The 18060-nt window shown below is 41.5% G+C and carries 22 protein-coding genes; 6 read left to right on the top strand and 16 right to left on the bottom strand.

The window, feature by feature from the left end; all coding sequences use genetic code 11:
• Window positions 1–343 precede the first annotated feature (343 nt).
• Together V7122_RS05035 and V7122_RS05030 are read right to left on the bottom strand one after the other, a co-directional pair.
• Entirely contained in the window at window positions 344–856 is a 513-nt protein-coding gene (locus V7122_RS05035) for a YwhD family protein (protein WP_335525964.1), read from the bottom strand.
• Window positions 857–888: 32 nt separating this feature from the next.
• On the bottom strand, window positions 889–1545 hold the full coding sequence (locus V7122_RS05030) for a site-2 protease family protein (protein ID WP_335525963.1): 657 nt from the start codon (window positions 1543–1545) through the stop codon (window positions 889–891).
• 185 nt (window positions 1546–1730) lie between these two features.
• On the opposite strand from V7122_RS05030, the gene V7122_RS05025 reads away from it, so the two are divergent.
• Window positions 1731–1916, top strand: coding sequence for a 2-hydroxymuconate tautomerase (locus V7122_RS05025; protein ID WP_335344689.1), 186 nt, complete (start codon window positions 1731–1733; stop codon window positions 1914–1916).
• A gap of 54 nt (window positions 1917–1970) precedes the next feature.
• On the opposite strand, the gene V7122_RS05020 is transcribed toward V7122_RS05025, so the two are convergent.
• The 3 genes from V7122_RS05020 to V7122_RS05010 all read right to left on the bottom strand — a co-directional run bounded on the left by V7122_RS05020 (window position 1971) and on the right by V7122_RS05010 (window position 4192).
• Window positions 1971–2480 (bottom strand): YwgA family protein, encoded by a 510-nt coding sequence (locus V7122_RS05020; protein WP_335525962.1) that lies wholly within the window; start codon window positions 2478–2480, stop codon window positions 1971–1973.
• A 22-nt stretch (window positions 2481–2502) separates the two neighbouring features.
• Window positions 2503–3816, bottom strand: a complete 1314-nt coding sequence (locus V7122_RS05015) for an HD domain-containing protein (protein WP_335525961.1) — start codon at window positions 3814–3816, stop codon at window positions 2503–2505.
• 151 nt (window positions 3817–3967) lie between these two features.
• Window positions 3968–4192, bottom strand: a complete 225-nt coding sequence (locus V7122_RS05010) for a DUF1450 domain-containing protein (protein WP_066296587.1) — start codon at window positions 4190–4192, stop codon at window positions 3968–3970.
• Window positions 4193–4704: 512 nt separating this feature from the next.
• On the opposite strand from V7122_RS05010, the gene V7122_RS05005 reads away from it, so the two are divergent.
• The gene (locus tag V7122_RS05005; protein WP_335525960.1) at window positions 4705–5451 is read left to right on the top strand and encodes an RsfA family transcriptional regulator; all 747 of its coding nucleotides are present in this window, start codon (window positions 4705–4707) and stop codon (window positions 5449–5451) included.
• A 100-nt stretch (window positions 5452–5551) separates the two neighbouring features.
• On the opposite strand, the gene V7122_RS05000 is transcribed toward V7122_RS05005, so the two are convergent.
• Window positions 5552–6379: a lipoate--protein ligase family protein gene (locus tag V7122_RS05000; RefSeq protein WP_335525959.1), complete on the bottom strand. Its 828-nt coding sequence runs from the start codon at window positions 6377–6379 to the stop codon at window positions 5552–5554.
• A gap of 131 nt (window positions 6380–6510) precedes the next feature.
• A complete protein-coding gene (pta, locus tag V7122_RS04995) occupies window positions 6511–7488 on the bottom strand; it encodes a phosphate acetyltransferase (RefSeq protein ID WP_335525958.1) in 978 nt (325 codons plus the stop codon).
• Between the two features lie 230 nt (window positions 7489–7718).
• On the opposite strand from pta, the gene hemQ reads away from it, so the two are divergent.
• Window positions 7719–8465: a hydrogen peroxide-dependent heme synthase gene (gene hemQ, locus V7122_RS04990; RefSeq protein ID WP_335344695.1), complete on the top strand. Its 747-nt coding sequence runs from the start codon at window positions 7719–7721 to the stop codon at window positions 8463–8465.
• Window positions 8466–8879: 414 nt separating this feature from the next.
• Window positions 8880–9389 (top strand): spore coat protein GerQ, encoded by a 510-nt coding sequence (gene gerQ / locus V7122_RS04985; RefSeq protein ID WP_335525957.1) that lies wholly within the window; start codon window positions 8880–8882, stop codon window positions 9387–9389.
• A 331-nt stretch (window positions 9390–9720) separates the two neighbouring features.
• Here the strand turns inward: gerQ and V7122_RS04980 are convergent, their stop codons facing one another.
• From V7122_RS04980 to mobA, 6 genes are all read right to left on the bottom strand, one after another.
• Window positions 9721–10092 carry a DUF423 domain-containing protein gene (locus V7122_RS04980; protein ID WP_335525956.1) on the bottom strand — a complete coding sequence of 124 codons (372 nt, stop codon included), beginning with the start codon at window positions 10090–10092 and terminating at the stop codon, window positions 9721–9723.
• A 48-nt stretch (window positions 10093–10140) separates the two neighbouring features.
• Complete coding sequence (locus V7122_RS04975; protein ID WP_335525955.1) at window positions 10141–10422, bottom strand: YwdI family protein; 282 nt, start codon at window positions 10420–10422, stop codon at window positions 10141–10143.
• 469 nt (window positions 10423–10891) lie between these two features.
• Window positions 10892–11911, bottom strand: a complete 1020-nt coding sequence (locus V7122_RS04970; RefSeq protein WP_335525954.1) for a MoeB/ThiF family adenylyltransferase — start codon at window positions 11909–11911, stop codon at window positions 10892–10894.
• A gap of 6 nt (window positions 11912–11917) precedes the next feature.
• Window positions 11918–12151, bottom strand: a complete 234-nt coding sequence (gene moaD / locus V7122_RS04965) for a molybdopterin converting factor subunit 1 (RefSeq protein WP_335344700.1) — start codon at window positions 12149–12151, stop codon at window positions 11918–11920.
• The gene (locus V7122_RS04960) at window positions 12144–12611 is read right to left on the bottom strand and encodes a molybdenum cofactor biosynthesis protein MoaE (RefSeq protein ID WP_335344701.1); all 468 of its coding nucleotides are present in this window, start codon (window positions 12609–12611) and stop codon (window positions 12144–12146) included. The genes moaD and V7122_RS04960 overlap by 8 nt, the downstream gene beginning before the upstream one ends.
• Before the next feature lie 99 nt (window positions 12612–12710).
• A complete protein-coding gene (mobA, locus tag V7122_RS04955; protein WP_335525953.1) occupies window positions 12711–13373 on the bottom strand; it encodes a molybdenum cofactor guanylyltransferase in 663 nt (220 codons plus the stop codon).
• Window positions 13374–13571: 198 nt separating this feature from the next.
• On the opposite strand from mobA, the gene V7122_RS04950 reads away from it, so the two are divergent.
• Window positions 13572–14510, top strand: coding sequence for a c-type cytochrome (locus tag V7122_RS04950; RefSeq protein ID WP_335525952.1), 939 nt, complete (start codon window positions 13572–13574; stop codon window positions 14508–14510).
• 198 nt (window positions 14511–14708) lie between these two features.
• Window positions 14709–15398 carry a response regulator transcription factor gene (locus tag V7122_RS04945; protein WP_335344704.1) on the top strand — a complete coding sequence of 230 codons (690 nt, stop codon included), beginning with the start codon at window positions 14709–14711 and terminating at the stop codon, window positions 15396–15398.
• Window positions 15399–15429: 31 nt separating this feature from the next.
• Here the strand turns inward: V7122_RS04945 and V7122_RS04940 are convergent, their stop codons facing one another.
• Genes V7122_RS04940 through V7122_RS04930 form a run of 3 tightly spaced genes read right to left on the bottom strand, consistent with a single transcriptional unit; the run spans window position 15430 to window position 17780 of the window.
• Window positions 15430–16155 carry an ABC transporter permease gene (locus V7122_RS04940; protein ID WP_335344705.1) on the bottom strand — a complete coding sequence of 242 codons (726 nt, stop codon included), beginning with the start codon at window positions 16153–16155 and terminating at the stop codon, window positions 15430–15432.
• Window positions 16156–16866 carry an ABC transporter permease gene (locus V7122_RS04935; protein ID WP_335344706.1) on the bottom strand — a complete coding sequence of 237 codons (711 nt, stop codon included), beginning with the start codon at window positions 16864–16866 and terminating at the stop codon, window positions 16156–16158.
• Complete coding sequence (locus V7122_RS04930; RefSeq protein ID WP_335525951.1) at window positions 16866–17780, bottom strand: ABC transporter ATP-binding protein; 915 nt, start codon at window positions 17778–17780, stop codon at window positions 16866–16868. The genes V7122_RS04935 and V7122_RS04930 overlap by 1 nt, the downstream gene beginning before the upstream one ends.
• Window positions 17781–18060: the final 280 nt, after the last annotated feature.

The following is an 18060-nucleotide window of genomic DNA, read 5'->3' as shown; positions in this document are numbered from 1 at the left end:
CTACCTTCCTATGGAAAAATCAAGGTACAAGGGCGATTAGAGATGGCCTTAAATCCCTCCCTATAAAAAAACATCATCAAAGAGGCGTCATTAAATCTTTCCCTGTTCTTGGGTGCCGCCATCCAGTGTTTCCATAAGATCTTTCTAAATCAATATTTCCAAAAAACCGACAAAAAAAAGTGAAAAACCTCGTGCCAAAAGGCCCGAGGTTTTTCGTGTCCTAGTTCTATACAGTGCATTCACACTGTTAAATAGTGTACTATTTTTTATTAGATTTGGGCAAGTAGTTAGAAATTTAAGTCAGTAATCTGTCACAATTTCGTCATAAATTAAAAAGATTATTTTAATTTTCTTGCAAATCATCCTTCAGTTGTTGTAGAGACCGTTCCCACATGCCAGCATCGTGATTTTTCAGAAAATCACTTAGAATTTTCTTCGATTTGGCATCCATATGATCAACCATAATATGGCGTTTAATCGATTTATCCATGCGGTTTACATGCTCTGGCAAGGATTTATAGCCTCTGCGAATTTCTCGATCTACCGTCATTTCACAAGCCGTCACACCTGCATAATAAGGACCGTCCTCTTTGCGGTCAATCGTTACCCAAATCAGCCAATACGGCTTTCCATTTGGCACTTCTTCCTTATTGGGCAGGAATTTAATACCCTTTTCCACTGGGCTGCGGGCATGCAACGCACCCACTTCAATCGATGCCTCCCCCGCCTCCACGTCAATGATGACAGGCGAAACATTATCCAAACTTAACGACCCCGAGCCAAAGCCTCCGTGTCCGTCAGTCGGATCACTCTTAATAATATTGAATCCAATATTTTTCTTCTTTTTTTCTTCCAACTTGAAGTTCCTCCTTTTTTCAAAAAAACTTTTTATAAAAATATCCCACCAAAGAAGTTAGCTAACCCATCTGCAACGACAGGCAAAACAAAACGAAAGATTGGCTGAATCGTATATTGGTTGAGCGGCGTGATCACAAGAATTAAGAAAATGACCGATCCATATGCCTCATATTGTGTTAATCGCGGTCTAATCGATTTTGGCATTAAATCCTCCACAATACGATATCCGTCTAAAGGCGGGAGCGGGATTAAGTTAAAAACAAACAAAACTAAATTGAGATGGATAAAAATATTTAAGAAGTCTGGGACAAAGGACGGTAATCCAGCTGCGACACCCGTTCCGACCATAGCATACCAAATGAGAAACCCTAAGCACGCCATGATTAAATTGCTGATAGGACCGGCAATGGATACCGAAATTCCTGCTAAACGCGGATTTTTAAAGAAGAATCTGTTAACCGGAACAGGTCTTGCCCAGCCAAAGCCTGCAATAAAAATCAGAATGGTTCCAATTGGATCTAAATGCCGAATCGGATTTAACGTCAATCTTCCTTGATTTTTCGCTGTTGGGTCGCCGAATTTATAGGCGACAAACGCATGAGCAAATTCATGAACGGTAAAAGCAATCATTAACGTAATCGCCACATAAGGAATTTCCTTTAAATTAAAGGCTAAAAATTGTTCCAAGGCCAAAACCCCTTTAATTACAACTTAAAAAAATTATACACGATATCGAGGATAAAAGGAAAACGAACGAACCACTTGCACATTTTTCTGAAATATGAAAAACTACAAACATTAGGAAAAGCTGAGGTAAACCGCCTGTAAAATCAAAGCGGAATACCCCAGCCAACAAAAAAGGAGAGATCCCCATGCCATATGTAACAGTAAAAATGCTAGAAGGCCGTACAGAGGAACAAAAGAAATCACTCGTTGAGAAGGTAACAGACGCAGTAAGCGAAACAACAGGAGCACCGAAGGAAAATGTTGTTGTGTTTATCGAGGAAATGTCCAAGAATCATTACGCTGTTGCTGGCAAGCGTTTTAGCGACCAATAATTTGTGCAGAGGTGCGACAAGTCCCCCTACTTCCAGCAGAAAAGCCAGGCAAGCTCAATGCCCGGCTTTTTCTTTCAAGCTTTCAATATATTGATAAGCAGTCTCCACTTCTTCCTCCGTATAGCGCTGCTTGCTTTTTAACGTAAAAATCTTCTCTTGTACTTCTTCTTTCGGCAGGTTTTCGAAAAAAAGTACGGTTGATACAAGCTCAAGGAATCTTGCATTTTGACTGTTCATATCAGTCAAGCAATCTTGAAGATTGGGCATAGCCACCTCTTCATTAAGGCTCAAGAACTCCTTGCCATTCTCCGTTAATGTATAGCGATACTGGTAATAGCCACCCTTCTTCTCCTTCACCTCATTGAGGAAGCCCATATTGCATAGCTCCTCCACTCTCAAAGTCAATTCCTCCGAGTAAGGACCATAAAAGTGAAATTGAAATCTTTCCTGGAAAGGGAATTCTAATTTTTTTGCGATATATACCATTTTCTGAAGCCGTTTCCGTCCAATTATTTCTTCTGAGGCAGCAATGGCATGAATGATTTTAGCATGATCTTTCAACAAGATACGTCAACTCCTACTCCATTTAATACCGTGACACGTCTATTTCAAGCAGCTTGCAAATGTCCTTTTTTATCGCTGGTTCCGTTGAAAAGTCTTTTAGAAAATCTGCTGGATAATATAATTTATGGTCGGTTCTCCTTTTTCCAGAGATTGCATCGACAATTTCAGATTCCCGGGAAAGCTCCCGAATTTCTCCATTTTTCATAAGCAAAGAAATCGGCAGCCGTTCTTCTTCTTCTCCCGGCCGGTAAAAATCATATGGGAGGTCGGATGAGGAATCGACAACTAGGTAATACTCAGGATCAATTCCTGCCTTTTGAAATAGAATGGACAGCTCCGCAAGCTTTTTATATTCCTTTGCAGGATCAAATTCAGCATATTTAAATAGATTGCGATTCATAAAGCGGCGGCAAAGGTCCCGTAAAATAGGATCCTCTTCTTCCTGCCACATTTGAAAATAATAAAGGATGATTGCTTCATCTAGTTTCATATAATCTTCAAGTGTAATTTCCCCATTAAACATCGAGAAAAAATGATTTGGATGCGATTTAAAAGAATAGCCCTGCTTATGTAAGTCTTTAGCACGGTGCAAAATTTTCGTCAAAATCACTTCAGCACTTCTCGTCACAGGATGAAAGTATACTTGCCAATACATCTGGTACCGGCTCATAATATAGTCCTCAACGGCGTGCATGCCGCTTTGTTTAAAGACAACCTGATCTTCCCCCGGCTGCATGACGCGCAAAATCCGCTCCATATCAAAATGGCCGTAGCTGACCCCTGTATAGTAGGCATCCCTTTGCAAATAATCCATGCGGTCAGCATCGATCTGACTGGAAATAAGGCTTACGACTAATTTGTTTTTTGACGTTTTCGCGATGACTTCAGCAACCTTCATAGGAAAATCAGCACTTATGGTTGAAAGAACGTGGTTGACTTCTGTTTTTCCGAGAATGATTGCTCTTGTATAGTGCTCATGGTCGAGGTCAAAGACTTTTTCAAATGAATGGGAAAATGGGCCATGTCCTAAATCGTGGAGTAAGGCTGCGCATAGGGAGAGGAGACGATCATCTTCATTCCATTCCGGCCTGCCGTTGAAAACATCATCGGCAATTCGCCGAATAATTTCGTAAACCCCCAAGGAATGGTTAAATCGGCTATGTTCAGCCCCATGAAAGGTTAAATAAGTAGTCCCGAGCTGCTTAATTCGTCTAAGGCGCTGAAACTCCTTCGTCCCAATTAAATCCCAGATTACCCGATCCCTCACGTGAATATAGCGATGGACAGGGTCTTTAAATACCTTTTCTTCACGTAACTTCTCCACCGGATATGCCATCATTTACCTCCGATCTTCTAATGTGTCTCTATTATAGCCCGTTTCCTTCTGCAATTCACTACAGAAAATCTGCTAATTCTGCAGAATTCGACGAAAACCTTGGTGTAGGCGGGAAAACAAAAATCACCTCAAGGCGATCTTTAAGGTGATTTTATTTCTTAAGCTTTTTATTTACTTTTTCCATTAATTCCTCTTCTGTTAATCCAGCGAGCGGACGATTATTGACGAAGGCAAATGTTTTCTTACGGCCCGGTCCACAATAAGATTGGCAGCCTATCTCGATTTTCGCTTCTGGATCTATTTCCTTCAAACGGGGAATTAAGGTTTTTAAATTAACACCCTGACAATCGTCGCAAACACGAAATTCGTTTGCCATATTTATTACAACCCTTTCTATGGTCAATCTTAAAAAATATTTATACAAAATGGGGCAAATGCCGCCTGAAATTAAGATAAAGGTGAAATTTTAATCAGCGAGGGTCCTGCAGCATTCGAGTATAAAAACTATCTGAACCTGCGCTTCCCCTTTTCGATATTGTCTAGCTCCAGCGCCTAGGGGCTCGAGGTCATAAGTCAATCAGTCAAGAAGGTTAAAGTGCAACCTTCTCGACTGATTGCCTTATGCTTGTCGCCCCTGGTCAAGGCGCTTCCGCTTTTCGATTCTCTTGCTGTATTTTACAGCTTCTTTCCTTCTAATGCAAGCTGTCACCTATATCAAGCACTGAAAAAGGGCAAATAAACATATGAATCTAAAGTGTTCAGAATACCTATCTATTGAAAAAATAAAAAAATCTACTATCCTTTTAATTCACTTTGTATATTTTTCTTCTGAAATGTCCATCCTTATATTAAGAATTAAAAAATGTAAATGAATTGGGAGTTGAAGAAATGAAAGTACGTCAGGATGCATGGACGGAAGAAAATGATTTATTACTAGCTGAAACCGTTTTAAGACATGTAAGAGAAGGAAGTACACAATTAAATGCTTTTGAAGAAGTGGGAGACCGCCTCGACCGAACTTCTGCGGCCTGTGGATTTCGCTGGAATGCAGTAGTGAGGCATCAATACGAAAAGGCTTTACAGCTCGCTAAAAAACAGCGGAAGCAAAGGCAGCGCTTGCTTGGAAAAGAACAAAGCGGAAAGAAAAAGCTGCTCTATTCGCCGCCTGCACCAGCCATTTCAGAGGTTGAAGCCGTACCTGCTGCGGCAATGATGATATCAGCACCTGCAGAACAGGATGAATCAATGGAAATTATCGAAGCAAGCCCTATTCCTGTCTATGTGGAGAAACCAAGCTACACAAGCGGAGCTTTAACAGGAGATTCTGATTTAAATCTCGATCGCATCATCACTTACTTACAATCTTTAAAACACTCGAGTATTCAACTAGATATTTTGAGAAATGAGAATGAAAGATTGAAGCGAGAGAATGCACAGATTAAGAGCCGAAACGAAGAGCTAGAGGGTAAGATTAATCAGCTCGAAGAAAATTCGGAAACAATCCAAGAAGATTACGAGACGCTAATGAAGATTATGAACCGTGCCCGCAAACTCGTCCTCTTTGAGGAAGAAGAAAGACCAGCGACTAAGTTCAAGATGGATCGAAACGGAAACCTGGAAAAGCTGGCTGAATAAATGTAAATATAAAACTTCCAATTTTGGGAGCAGGAGAAGGAATTACATCCTCGATTTTTTTTAAAAAAGCCGTAACGCTCTGTTACGGCTTTCTCATATTTCATCCGAGCACCTTTTCGTTACGTTCGACCATACGCTGGTGATACCCTTCAAATAGCGAAATCTCCTCACCCTGCAGTTCACCTGAAAATAAATGGTTAGAGCGATTCTTTAATGCTTGTAAAAATCGAAGCATAACATCCTGAATCGAAAGACTTTGCCCCAGCAATTCAGACAAAGAAGCCATCACCTCAGGCTTTATATCAGGAAAATGAAATTTCGTGTCAATGTCTTTCTTGGAAATGGCATAAAAACGTTCAATTTGTGCAGCACGAGCACTCCCGCTTCCATGAACACAAAGATAAATCTGCACGGCCACCCCATTTCGCAGGCGCCTTTGAGAAATACCGGCAAACTTTTTCCCGCCTATACTTAAATCATAGCTTCCCGGACAATAGGAACCGACAATCTCCATTGCCTCTATTTCTTTATTAAAATCAGAAAACATTTCCTTAATGAGCATCCACATTGCATCATAGCCCCGATTAATATCAATGCCCTTATCACTTTCTGAAAAAACTAGAGTTAAATTTAAGATCCCTTCATCCAAAACTACAGCCAATCCGCCAGAATTTCTGACGATGACCCGATAACCCTCATTCTGCAAATAGCTAATCCCCTCTTCCAGAAAGGGGAGCTTTGTATCCTGGATGCCTAATACAACCGTATCACGGTGAACCCAAGCCCTTGCCGTTGGAGGTGCCATGCCGCTCCCAACCGATGCACAGAGGGTATCATCCATTCCGAATGAATATAAAGCAGGCAAATGGACGGCTGCTGACGATTGATCAATCACTCTCCATTGATCTTGCTGTAATAAGTCATTCATATAGTGGTTCTCCTTTTGAGCGAATCCTTTTCAATAAAACACTAACATTTATTAGCCAAAGCACATTATATCAGCAACAATCTCGAAAAAAAAGAGACGGACTTAAAGCCCGGCCCTCAATCCTAGCCTAATTAATCTCTCAATGCCTGTGCCGCAGTAATTAAGGCTAGTTTATAGACATCCTCTTCATTGCATCCGCGGGAAAGGTCGTTAACCGGCTGGTTCAACCCTTGTAAAATAGGGCCGATCGCCTCAAACCTTCCAAGACGCTGAGCAATTTTATAGCCGATATTTCCTGCTTCCAAGCTTGGGAAAATAAAAACATTCGCATCCCCTTGAATCGGTGAATCTGGTGCCTTCTTTTTAGCCACAGATGGGACAAATGCAGCATCAAACTGAAACTCTCCATCAATTAATAACTGCGGATTCCGTTTTTTCACCTCTTCAACAGCAGCAATAACTTTATCGGTTTCTGGCGACTTCGCTGATCCCTTCGTTGAAAAGCTCAGCATCGCTACGCGCGGCTCAATATCAAACATTTTCGCTGTTCTAGCACTTTCAATAGCGATCTCCGCCAAGTCCTGACTGTCGGGAGCAATATTTATAGCACAATCCGCGAAAACATACTCTTCATCCTCCCGAACCATAATGAAAACACCTGATGTTTTCTTCACACCTTCTATCGTTTTAATGATCTGCAATACCGGACGAACGGTATCCGCCGTTGAATGGGCAGCCCCGCTTACAAGTCCATCCGCTTTATTCATATACACGAGCATCGTTCCGAAGTAATTTTCGTCCAGAAGAATTTTTCTCGCATCCGCTTCTGAAGCTTTTCCGTTCCTTCTTTCTACAAAAGCAGCAACCATTTCATCTGTCAACGCACTTTGACTTGGATCGTAAATTTCCGCACCCCCCAGAGAAAGATTCATCTCTTTCGCCTTTGCCTCAATTTCGTGAATCTGGCCAATTAAGATGGGCGTCAGAATTTTTTCTTCCGCAAGTCTTCCCGCAGCAGCTAAAATTCGATTATCCGTCCCTTCCGGAAATACGATTTTTATATTCTTCCCCTTGATCTTTTCCTTTAACTTTCTAAATAAATCAATCATCCAATAATCTCCTTTTGCTGGAAAAAGTTAATCCTCTATTCTAATCTAATGCTTGACTCTTTTATCGTCAAATTCAATTCTTCCAATTTGCCTCCTGTAACAAAGTATCCATAATTTCGCCATACTATTCGGTCTTCCCTTCCTTTTTCAAGTTTTATAAAGTGGTTAATTGGAGAAACTGTGATATAGTAATGGTGTAATTTTCTTATTACATAATAGGAGTGATAGTTATGAGTGAAGCAGCAAAAACGCTCGAGGGCTGGTATAGTTTACATGACTTCCGTGCTATTGATTGGACGTCTTGGAAGATGCTTTCTAGTGATGAGCGCCAAGCAGCTATCCATGAGTTTGTAACCCTAGTTGATAAATGGAATGGGGTTCAGAGTGAGAAAAAAGGCAGCCACGCATTGTATACTGTTGTTGGCCAAAAAGCCGATTTCATGATGATGGTGTTAAGACCAACTTTAGAAGAATTAAATGAAATTGAAAATGAATTCAATAAAACGAAACTAGCTGAATATACGGTTCCTGTGTATTCCTATGTGTCCATTGTGGAATTAAGCAATTACTTGCCTTCCGATCAGGACCCTTACCAAAGTCCAGAAATACTTGCCCGCCTATATCCTATTCTGCCTAAAGCGAAGCATGTATGCTTCTATCCAATGGATAAACGCCGCCAGGGCAATGATAACTGGTATATGCTTCCGATGGAGGATCGCCGCAATATGATGCGCAGCCACGGAATGATTGGCCGCCAGTATGCCGGCAAGGTGAAACAAATTATTACCGGTTCTGTTGGCTTAGATGACTATGAATGGGGCGTTACGCTATTCTCGGATGATGCACTTCAATTCAAAAAGCTTGTATATGAAATGCGTTTTGACGAAGTAAGTGCACGCTATGGCGAATTTGGCTCTTTCTACGTTGGAAATCTGCTTGAAGAAAATCAAATTGGCAAGCTGCTGCATGTCAATTAACTGTTTTAACTCCTAGATAATTGATCTAGGAGTATTTTTTTAATATAATCCTCCTTTTTCCCCTCCTCCTATTGAGGCTCTTCTTTTTTATTCAAAAAAGCATAAAGGAACAAGCATGAACATACTAATGAGTTAGTGAGTGGTTATCCAATCCTTATTATGAATTTTTCCTAGTTTCCTTCAAGGTGTTTATGAGGAAAAATTTCTGACAATCTATTAATTATGATCACACTTCCCTTGAGAAAAAAGTCTGCGATGCTTCAAGGTTCTTTTTTATGAAGGAAATGGAGTGGGGGTTCACATATTTAAATGAGATACATAGCTCCGCTCACGCCGCCATTTTGAACAACAGTTCATAAAAATGGGGTGCTGTTTAACTTTATTAGAATTATTTTAAGCTTGGGAGGGGAAAAGATGAGTCAATCAGGTTTTAATCCATATGGAACACCTTATTATGGGTTTCAGCAGCCTATGGCAGGTGTGCCGGGACAAAAGCCTTCAATGAGTGCCCAGCCTGGCATGCCACCAATGCCAACATTTCAGCAAACAATGGGGATGATGCCAACTGGGGGGATGCTTCCTCCGCAAACAACTGGAATGAACCCACAAACAACTGGCCCGCAGGTACCTGGCATGCTTCCGATTGAACAATCTTATATTGAGAACATTCTGCGCTTAAACAAAGGGAAGCTTGTCACCGTTTATGCAACCTTTGAGAATAATAGAGAGTGGAATGCGAAAAAGTTTGAAGGAATAATCGAAGCCGCTGGAAGAGACCATGTCATATTAAGCGATCCTCAATCAGGCATGAGGTTCTTAATTCCAATGGTGTATGTAGATTATGTGACATTCTCCGAAGAAATCGAATACGAGTACCCAGGTTTCACACCACCTGGAATGTTATCGCAGTTTAGCCCTAGATGATTACGAAAAGCGGAAGCGCCTTCGGAACAATCAAAGGGCAATTGTTCCTGCGATGATTATTCGCGGAAGCTTTCCTTTGTGCCCACCCCCGACAAGCACAAGCCAATCCTCACGGAAAGGTGTTCTTTGCCTTTCTGGGAGGATTGGCTTGTGCTTGTCGGGGGTGGGCGCTCCTCCTAAAAGCTAACGCTTTTACTCGTGCGATGATTATGCTGCCGGTGCGTTCCTTGTGGAGCTAGACAGTTCTCTAACTCGAGTAAAGTTATACTTTCTTATCTATAACCAAAAAAGAAGCTTTGACAAACTAGTCAAAGCTTCTTTTGGTTTACACTTATAAATACTTCACAGCAGCTATAATCAATAGCACCCAGGCCGCCAAAAAGGATACCCCGCCTAAAGGTGTAATAGCGCCAAGGACACTGATTTGGGTGACACTTAAAACATATAAGCTCCCTGAGAAAAGAATAATCCCGATGAGCATCATCCAGCCTGACCAGGATAATAAAGCATTTGCCGGCATTTTACCAAGCAATACCCCAATAACTAATAGGCCTGTAGCATGAAACATTTGATACTGTACACCTGTCTTCCAAATTTCCAGATACTTCGGTTCCACCACTTTTTCAAGACCATGGGCTCCAAATGCACCCAAAGCCACAGATAAGAAGGCATTTAAAGCCCCTATAATGATAAATAGTTTCATTCTACTTCCCTCACCTCTGTCTTCTGACTTCCTAAAAAGCCTCTAGATTTAAAAATCAAATAGCGATTCCCCATTAGCACTGTCATCCATATCCATTCGCTTCGGCTGCTGGATGGAGGCTGGCTGAACGTGCTGGATGGCTGGCGCCGTGTAAGAACTTATTGAAGAAGATTCTCCCTTTTCCTGTGCCGGCTCATCGAGAATTAATTCACATAACGATTTAATCGCATGAATCCTTTCCCGCAGCTTTGCAGTTGTTGAACTATCCTTTGCTTCCTTCAATTCCTTTTCCATCTTTCCTAAAAGCTGCTGGACGGAAATGTTCAACACAATCACTCCTTAGCATTCACATTAAACTTATAAAAATGGGGCAACATCAAGTCCCCTGCTTATCTCCCTTTCTTTCAAAACGCATGCACGGCTGTCCCGATGCACGCAAAACTTCCATGGAAGGAAGCATTGCTGTTTTGAATTGAAAAGCTCTACAGCCTTTAGGAAATCTTTGATCCCACGTTACATAGAAATATTTACACTTAAAACAATCGACTCTCTTTGCCATCATTTTCATTCTCCAAATTAATCATTCTACATTATACATGATAGCAAATGAATTTTCGATTACACTACATTTAGGGCGACTTCTGCCAAAACCTGTCTGTTTCACGTGAAACAAGGCGAATGATGTAGAAAACGCTAAAATAGGACCTTAAAAAGGGGCCTACCCATTACAGAATAGGACCCCTCCTTTATCCTTATGCCTATCTTTTAAAAGCCGCATTTAAACTTAGCTAATGGTTCATTATCCAAGCAAACGCTGATAAGTCGCTCTAGCCTGTGTTAAATCCTTCGTGCCATGGATGAGCGCCCGGCCATCATTAAAAATAACGAGACGCTGCTCCTCCATTTCAACCGAAAGTAAATAAGGATTACCCTTCACTTGATAACCTAGGGATTTCAACTGACGAGATAATTCACCCAACTGAATTTGCTGCTGTCTTGGCGGACGAATTTGCACGGTATCCCTTCCACAAAGGACCGTTGATTTCATCATATTTTCGCTGTCGAGATATGGGTAGGTTCTCATTTCCCCGCACGATAAACAGCCCTTATCCTTTGCTTTCGAAACCTTCATACTCGTATATTGATTTCTCCATAAATCAAAGCTGACGAAGGAAGTTCTAACAGCATCCCAGTCTTCTACAAGAATTTTCATAGCTTCTGCAGCTTGGTGTGATATGACCATCTGGACAGCCGGTGCAATGATTCCGCCCGTATCACAGGTCATCCCTTGAATAGGAATAGTTTTAAGCAGGCAATTCAAACAAGGGGTCTTTCCAGGGATAATGGTCAGGCTCATGCCGAAGCTTCCGACACATCCCCCATAGATCCATGGGATATTATGTTTTTGTGAGATATCATTAATCATCATTCTTGTTTCGAAATTATCCGTTGCATCAATGATTAAATCTATACCTTGTACAAGGTCCTCCATCATTTCCGGATTCGCATCTGCAATCAAGGCTTGAATGTTAACGTCTGAATTTATGGCTTTCAAACGTTGTGCAGCTGCTGCCGCCTTTGGAAGCTTCTCTTCTACATCCTGTTCTGTATAAAGCTGCTGCCGCTGCAGATTGCTGGCCTCCACATAATCGCGGTCAACGATTGTTAGCTTTCCAATGCCCGCTCTTGTTAAAATATCAGCATTGCCTGAACCTAAAGCACCCGCTCCAATCATTAATACATGCTTGGAACGGATATTCTCCTGCCCCTCTTTCCCTATGAATGGAAACAGGGTCTGCCGGGAGTATCGATCATCCATAAAACATCAGCCTCCACTGACCGGAGGAATAAACGCAACAGTATCCCCAGCTTGAATAGCCTCTTCATTTGAAGCAAATTCTTCATTAATAGCTGTCATCACATTTTCCAGATTAACGGACTTATATGTTTCAGAGATTATCTGTTTCAACTCGGCAACGGTTCTGCCGCTCACGTTCAATTCCACGGATTCTTCCCCAACAGCGTCACGCAAATGAGCAAAAAACAAAATTTTATTCATGTAAGTCACTCTCCTCCGGTTTTCCTTTTGGATAAGCAACCGTTTCAAGCTGATTGCCTATCCATTCCTCTCCATCCTCCCAATGCTCCTTTTTCCAAATCGGAACAATTTCCTTAATCCGTTCAATCGCATATCGATTTGCTTCATAAGCATCTGCACGATGAGGGGTTGAAACCGCAATAACGACTGCGATATCAGTAATATCAAGCTTCCCGACACGATGAGTAATCGCAACCTCAGCCCCGCTCCAGCGCTCCTTTATTTCATGGCCAATCTGTTCAAGCTTCTTAACTGCCATCGCTTCATAGGCCTCATAAATTAAGTACAAAGTCTTTTTTCCATGTGTTAATTCTCGTACTGTGCCGATAAAGGTCGTAATCGCCCCCGCTTCACGCTGGACCACTTTATCAATCACCTCTTGAATGACAATCGGCTCCTTAGAAATCTCGTAAAAATTCAAGTAATCCCCTCCCCAACTACATATTTAATCTCAATTTATCGTTAAAGTTTGTTACTAACAACATATCAAATTTTCGGACAAATTCCAAAGAGGAAGCCTCTATTTCCGATTAAAATCCCCCTCCATTTTTAAAGCCCTTTCAAAATCATCCCGGTGATTCATGTTAAAGAAATGCTGCTCCTGATAATGGTAGTGATGTTTCTGAAGACATGCTTCTGTAACGTACTTCGTCTTAGTATGTTTAAAAAACTGCCTGATTCGCAGCTCCTGATTTTGCAGGGATTGCTGGACCTCCCCAAGAGTATCCTTCCGGTAGGCAGCAAACAATGGATGAAGCTGGTCTGAAACATCAGGGACAGCGACTTGATAATCATCTAAAAAGGTCAACAAAATGTCTCCAACCTGAGAAGAAATAAACGGCATGTCACACGCCACGATTAGATTTTTTTCTGTACTGGAGGCACTTAATCCTGCATGGATTCCAGCCAACGGCCCCATGTCCCTCCAATGGTCCTGAACCATTGGAAGCCCTAGGAATTGATAGTCCTCAAACGTATTTGTGACAATCACCAGATCTGAGACAATCTTACTTAACTCCTGGACAATTCTTTCTATTACTGTTTTACCACCAATGGGCAAAAGCGCCTTATTCGTCCCCATTCTGCTCGAACGGCCGCCCGCCATGATGATCCCTGTTACCTGCATGACCTCACCTGCCCATTCAATAGGATTAACACTTGAAATCCCTAGCTTCCTATCCATCCATTTTCTCACTTCTTCTCTTTAGTATACCTTTTGCTTTCGCATCAGGCATGTATTTCTTAATCCTTCAAGTTTTTATAATTTGAATGATTTGTGTCTTCACAAAACGTTCAAATTATAATTCCGTGTTTATTAACCGAATCTTAACAAACCCAATTTATACTGAGGGCGAATTCATAATAAGGGAGGAAAAATAGGATGAATAAGCTGTTTCTATCATCTGTTCTAGGTATTATTTCTTTATTAGTATTGGGCTTCACGATGACCTATTTTATTGTGAAAGATTCTGATAAAAGTATAGCTGCAGATTCACAGCTTTCAAACCCAAGTCAGGCACAAGCTGAAAATACCCCTAAGCATCCGTATGCCCCGCCAAGCCTAGACGATGTACCTGAGGGAGAAGAGGGCGAATTAATTAAGCTCGGCCACAAGTATGCAACTGAAACAAGCACCGCATTGGACGGATATGTCGGAAACACTTTAAGCTGTGCAAGCTGCCATGCCAACGGAGGATATGGGGGTTCCCTAGACCTAGTAGGAATTTCAAAAACCTACCCGCAGTATAATCCTCGGGCCGGGAAAGAGGTTACACTTGAAGATCGTATCAACGGGTGTTTCAAAAGAAGTATGAATGGAAAGCCGCTGCCAAAGGATTCACAGGAAATGAAAGCGATGGTTGCGTTCTACGATTATATTTCGCAAAATGTCCCTGATGGCACAACAGAAAGACCTTGGGCTAAGTTAAATAGGTCGGAAGCCCATATTGAAAATGTCGACATTGAAGAAGGCCGAGAGCTTTACAATAAAGCCTGTATTACCTGCCACGGCGAAAATGGCGGTCAGGGTACACCTCTAGCTCTTTGGGGTGACGATTCATACAATATCGGAGCTGGGATGGCTAGACTAAGAACAGCCGCAGGCTTTATTAAAGAATATATGCCCAAGGCGGAAGTTGAGGGTTACTCACAAGGCTCTCTTACTGATGAGGAAGCTATGAATCTAGCGGCCTATATTAATGCCCAAATGCGACCTGACTTCCCGGATAAAATTTATGATTGGCCAAATGGAGATGCCCCAGACGATGCTGCATACGAAACCCTTGCCGGGAAAAAGAAGGATAGCACAGCGAAAAAGTAGCCTATCAAGCGCCAGGCTCCACAACAGTACAAATATCTAGAATGCTACACCACTCATTTGACACTAGATAATGTATCGCGGAGCCAGGCACCTTTGCCGGGTTTTTGTTATTTTTGTGAATAAATCTCGGACTCTCTCAAATGAAGGACTCATTTCTATATAATTAATACGAGATTGAGAAAGGGGTGTAACTTTTTGATGAATAAGCTTAGAGGAAAAACCATCCTGATTATTGATGATGAGGAACGAATTAGAAGGTTAATCAAATTGTCCTTGCAAAGAGAAGGCTTTGAAGTTATTGAGGCGGCGGACGGCTTTGAAGCAAAGGAGCAGTATATGAAGTATGACCCGTGCTTTATTATCCTTGATATGATGCTGCCCGGATTAAGCGGAGAAGAAATCTGCATCTGGCTTCGTCAGGATTTGAACAGCAATGTACCTATCATCATTCTTTCCGCCTTGCATAGTGAAAAAGAAAGAATAGACGGATTAAAATTAGGTGCAGATGACTATATGGCAAAGCCCTTTAGTTTGGAGGAATTAACTACCCGAATTGAAACGGTTTTAAGAAGAACTGCGAACCGCTGCAGTAAAATCAGCTATCGTGGGCTTACTCTCAAGCCGATCGTTGGCATGGCTAAATTTATAGATGCACCACTTGACCTCACTCTCTTTGAATATAAATTGCTTTATCTTTTCATGACACATCCCGATCAAGTATTAACAAGAGAACAAATCATTTCGTTCATTTACGAAAAAGAAGAAAAATTAATTAATGAACGCACAGTCGATGTGCATATTAAAAACCTTCGTGAGAAAATTGCCCAATACTCAGACTACCCTTTTATCCAAACGGTTCGGGGAATTGGCTATAAATTCACAACATAGAAGGAAAAACATCCTCCCAATCAGAAGGATGCTAGACTTCTTTTCTTTGAAAATAGGTAAAGCCTGATGCAAAAAACAATACCAAGCTGCCGAAGACAACAATAAACAATGTTTCGAGCGGTACATTCAACGCGCCAAAGCTTTCTCCTGAGCCAGGCATCATCAGCAGAAATGGCTGTGCCCACGGATAATAAGGACCGAACTTATCTGAGTTCACGATTAAAATATTGGGCAATGTAAAAATCACATTAATCGCTAGTGGTGCTGCAAAGCTTGACCAGGCAGTTGAGACAAAGAGCTGTAAAGCAGCAAGCGGCATACAGGCAACCCAGCCTCCGATTACGCTAGATGCAATGATTTTCCATGGAATAGCTGCTTCAAAGCCTTTAAGCTGCCCGATGAGCAAAAGCCCTCCCGTAAACAGAATTTGAGTCAGTGCCAGTAACCCCATCACGATGATGAATTTCGCTATATAGACATTGCCTCTTGAAACAGGCATAGCGAGAAGCTGTTTCCAGCCTCCTCCTGCATGCTCGAACCGGCAAACAAAGGCTGAAAAGACACCGGTCAGTAAAGGGAGAAAAATTAATGCATGCAGAAACACCATAAAGGTTAAAGTCATTTCATATTGATAGGTTTTTTCAGCTTGTAATTCACCAAAACCTGTCAACGAAGCTAGGATCGGACTAATAAAAATCAACATCCAAATAGATGATTTTCGCAGCTTTAAACATTCAGCTCTTAACACTTTGCCCATTTATTGCACATCCTTTCTTCCAAAATCCAACATGCCCATTAAGTAAATAAGGATCCCTAGCCCCAATCCAGCCAGTGTGGAGTAAATCGGGGTTCCCCAGCTAACGTTCAAATAAAGCCAGTTCCATGGAAACCAATCAGGGAATTTAAAGGGTCCCATTGAAACAATGGTACTCAGAATCCCAATCGTTAATGGGGTCGCCTGATTTTTCATTATAATAGACAGCCAAAGCTGAAAGGCAATAAACGGCATAGCTGCGAAATAGGTGAAATAAGCCATTTTTAGCAGGCTTACATACGGAATATCCGTCCCAAATTTCAAGATTATTCCTAGAATAATCACCCCGATAAACAGCAAAGTACTAGACAGGAATAATAGAATTGCCGTAATGACGAATTTCCCTGTAAAAGCACGAAATTTTGAAATGGGCAATGCCAGCAGCTGCTTCCAGGCATTCGTTTGATGCTCAATGCCCGCAATCATGGAGGCTATGATCGTCAACCCAAGCATAAGGGCCGGTATTGCCATAAAGCTCGCTTCCCCAATAAGTCCTCCCCATAAATCCGCTTTATAGCGCTTTGTTAAATAATCATATCTTAAACCGAAGTTGACCGCTTCCAGCACCACAACCCCAAATGGTCCAAGAAAAATAAGAAACCAAATCATTTTTCGCTTTATTTTAATGAAGTCAGAAAAGAGGCTTTTCAACATTACAAGCTCGCCTCCCCACCAGTCAGCTCCAGGAAAATTTCCTCCAGCGATTTCTTCTCCTCCTGAACTCGGTACACAGAAAAGCGACTGTTCACAAGCTCATGGATGACAGTAGAAACATGCGAATCAGATGAATACGGCAAATATAATTGCTTATTTTCCATCTCAGCCTGGATGCCTTTTGATAAAAGCATTCTCCACGCTTGTTCCGTATCATTAACTTTTAAGGAAATTTTGCTTTGCGATCTTTGCCTTAACGTTTCGATTGAATCCTGAAAAATCATTTTCCCTTTTGATATAATCCCAACCTTTGTCGCCATTTGGTCGATTTCAGATAGCAAATGGCTCGATACGAGGATGGTCATTCCATGCTCTTTTGGCATGCTTTTGATCAATTCGCGGATTTCTAGAATGCCAGATGGGTCCAGCCCATTTGTTGGCTCGTCTAAAATAAGCAATTCCGGATTTCCTAATAAAGCAGCCGCGATTCCGAGCCTTTGCTTCATTCCAAGCGAAAACCCCTTAACTGGTCTCTTCGCTTCTTTTGACAGACGGACGATGCGCAGAACCTCTTCAATTCTTGACTTCGGAGCATCTAGTAAAATACGAATCGCTTCCAGATTCTCATAAGCTGTTAAATGCCCGTAGTACGATGGATACTCCACTAATGACCCTATTTTTTTTAACACAGAAAGCTTTTCCTTCTTCATATCCTTTCCAAAAATGCGAATGGAGCCATATGATGGTTTTGCTAACCCCAGAAGCATCCGGATGGTCGTTGTTTTTCCAGCTCCATTTGGACCTAGAAATCCATAAATCTCTCCTTGTTTAATTTGAAGATTCACCGTTTCTACCGCATATCGGTTCTTAAATTTCTTTGTTAACTCGTTCGTTTCAATAATAAATTCACTCACCATAATCACCTCATAAACCATCTTAACCAGGCACGGTTAAATCAAAGGTGTGGTGAAGTTTAAAATTGGTTTAAATTTATAGCCACTGAACCCCGATGGACGTTAGTTTTAGAATGACAATAGGTTTTTCCATATTCATACGCTAAAAAGTTGGCATTTTTCAACGAATTTCACCTAGTTGATAGGTAGATTAAACAGTTTGTCAGCCAATTAACATCAGTTATCAGCCAGATCAAACAGTTTGTCAGCCAATTCACATCAGTTATCAGCCAGATTAAGC

Source organism: Bacillus sp. JJ1532 (assembly GCF_036965085.1).
Classification (GTDB): Bacteria; Bacillota; Bacilli; order Bacillales; family Cytobacillaceae; genus Cytobacillus.
Note: the sequence above shows the minus strand (reverse complement) of the source record. Positions and strands in the feature narration are given on the sequence as shown.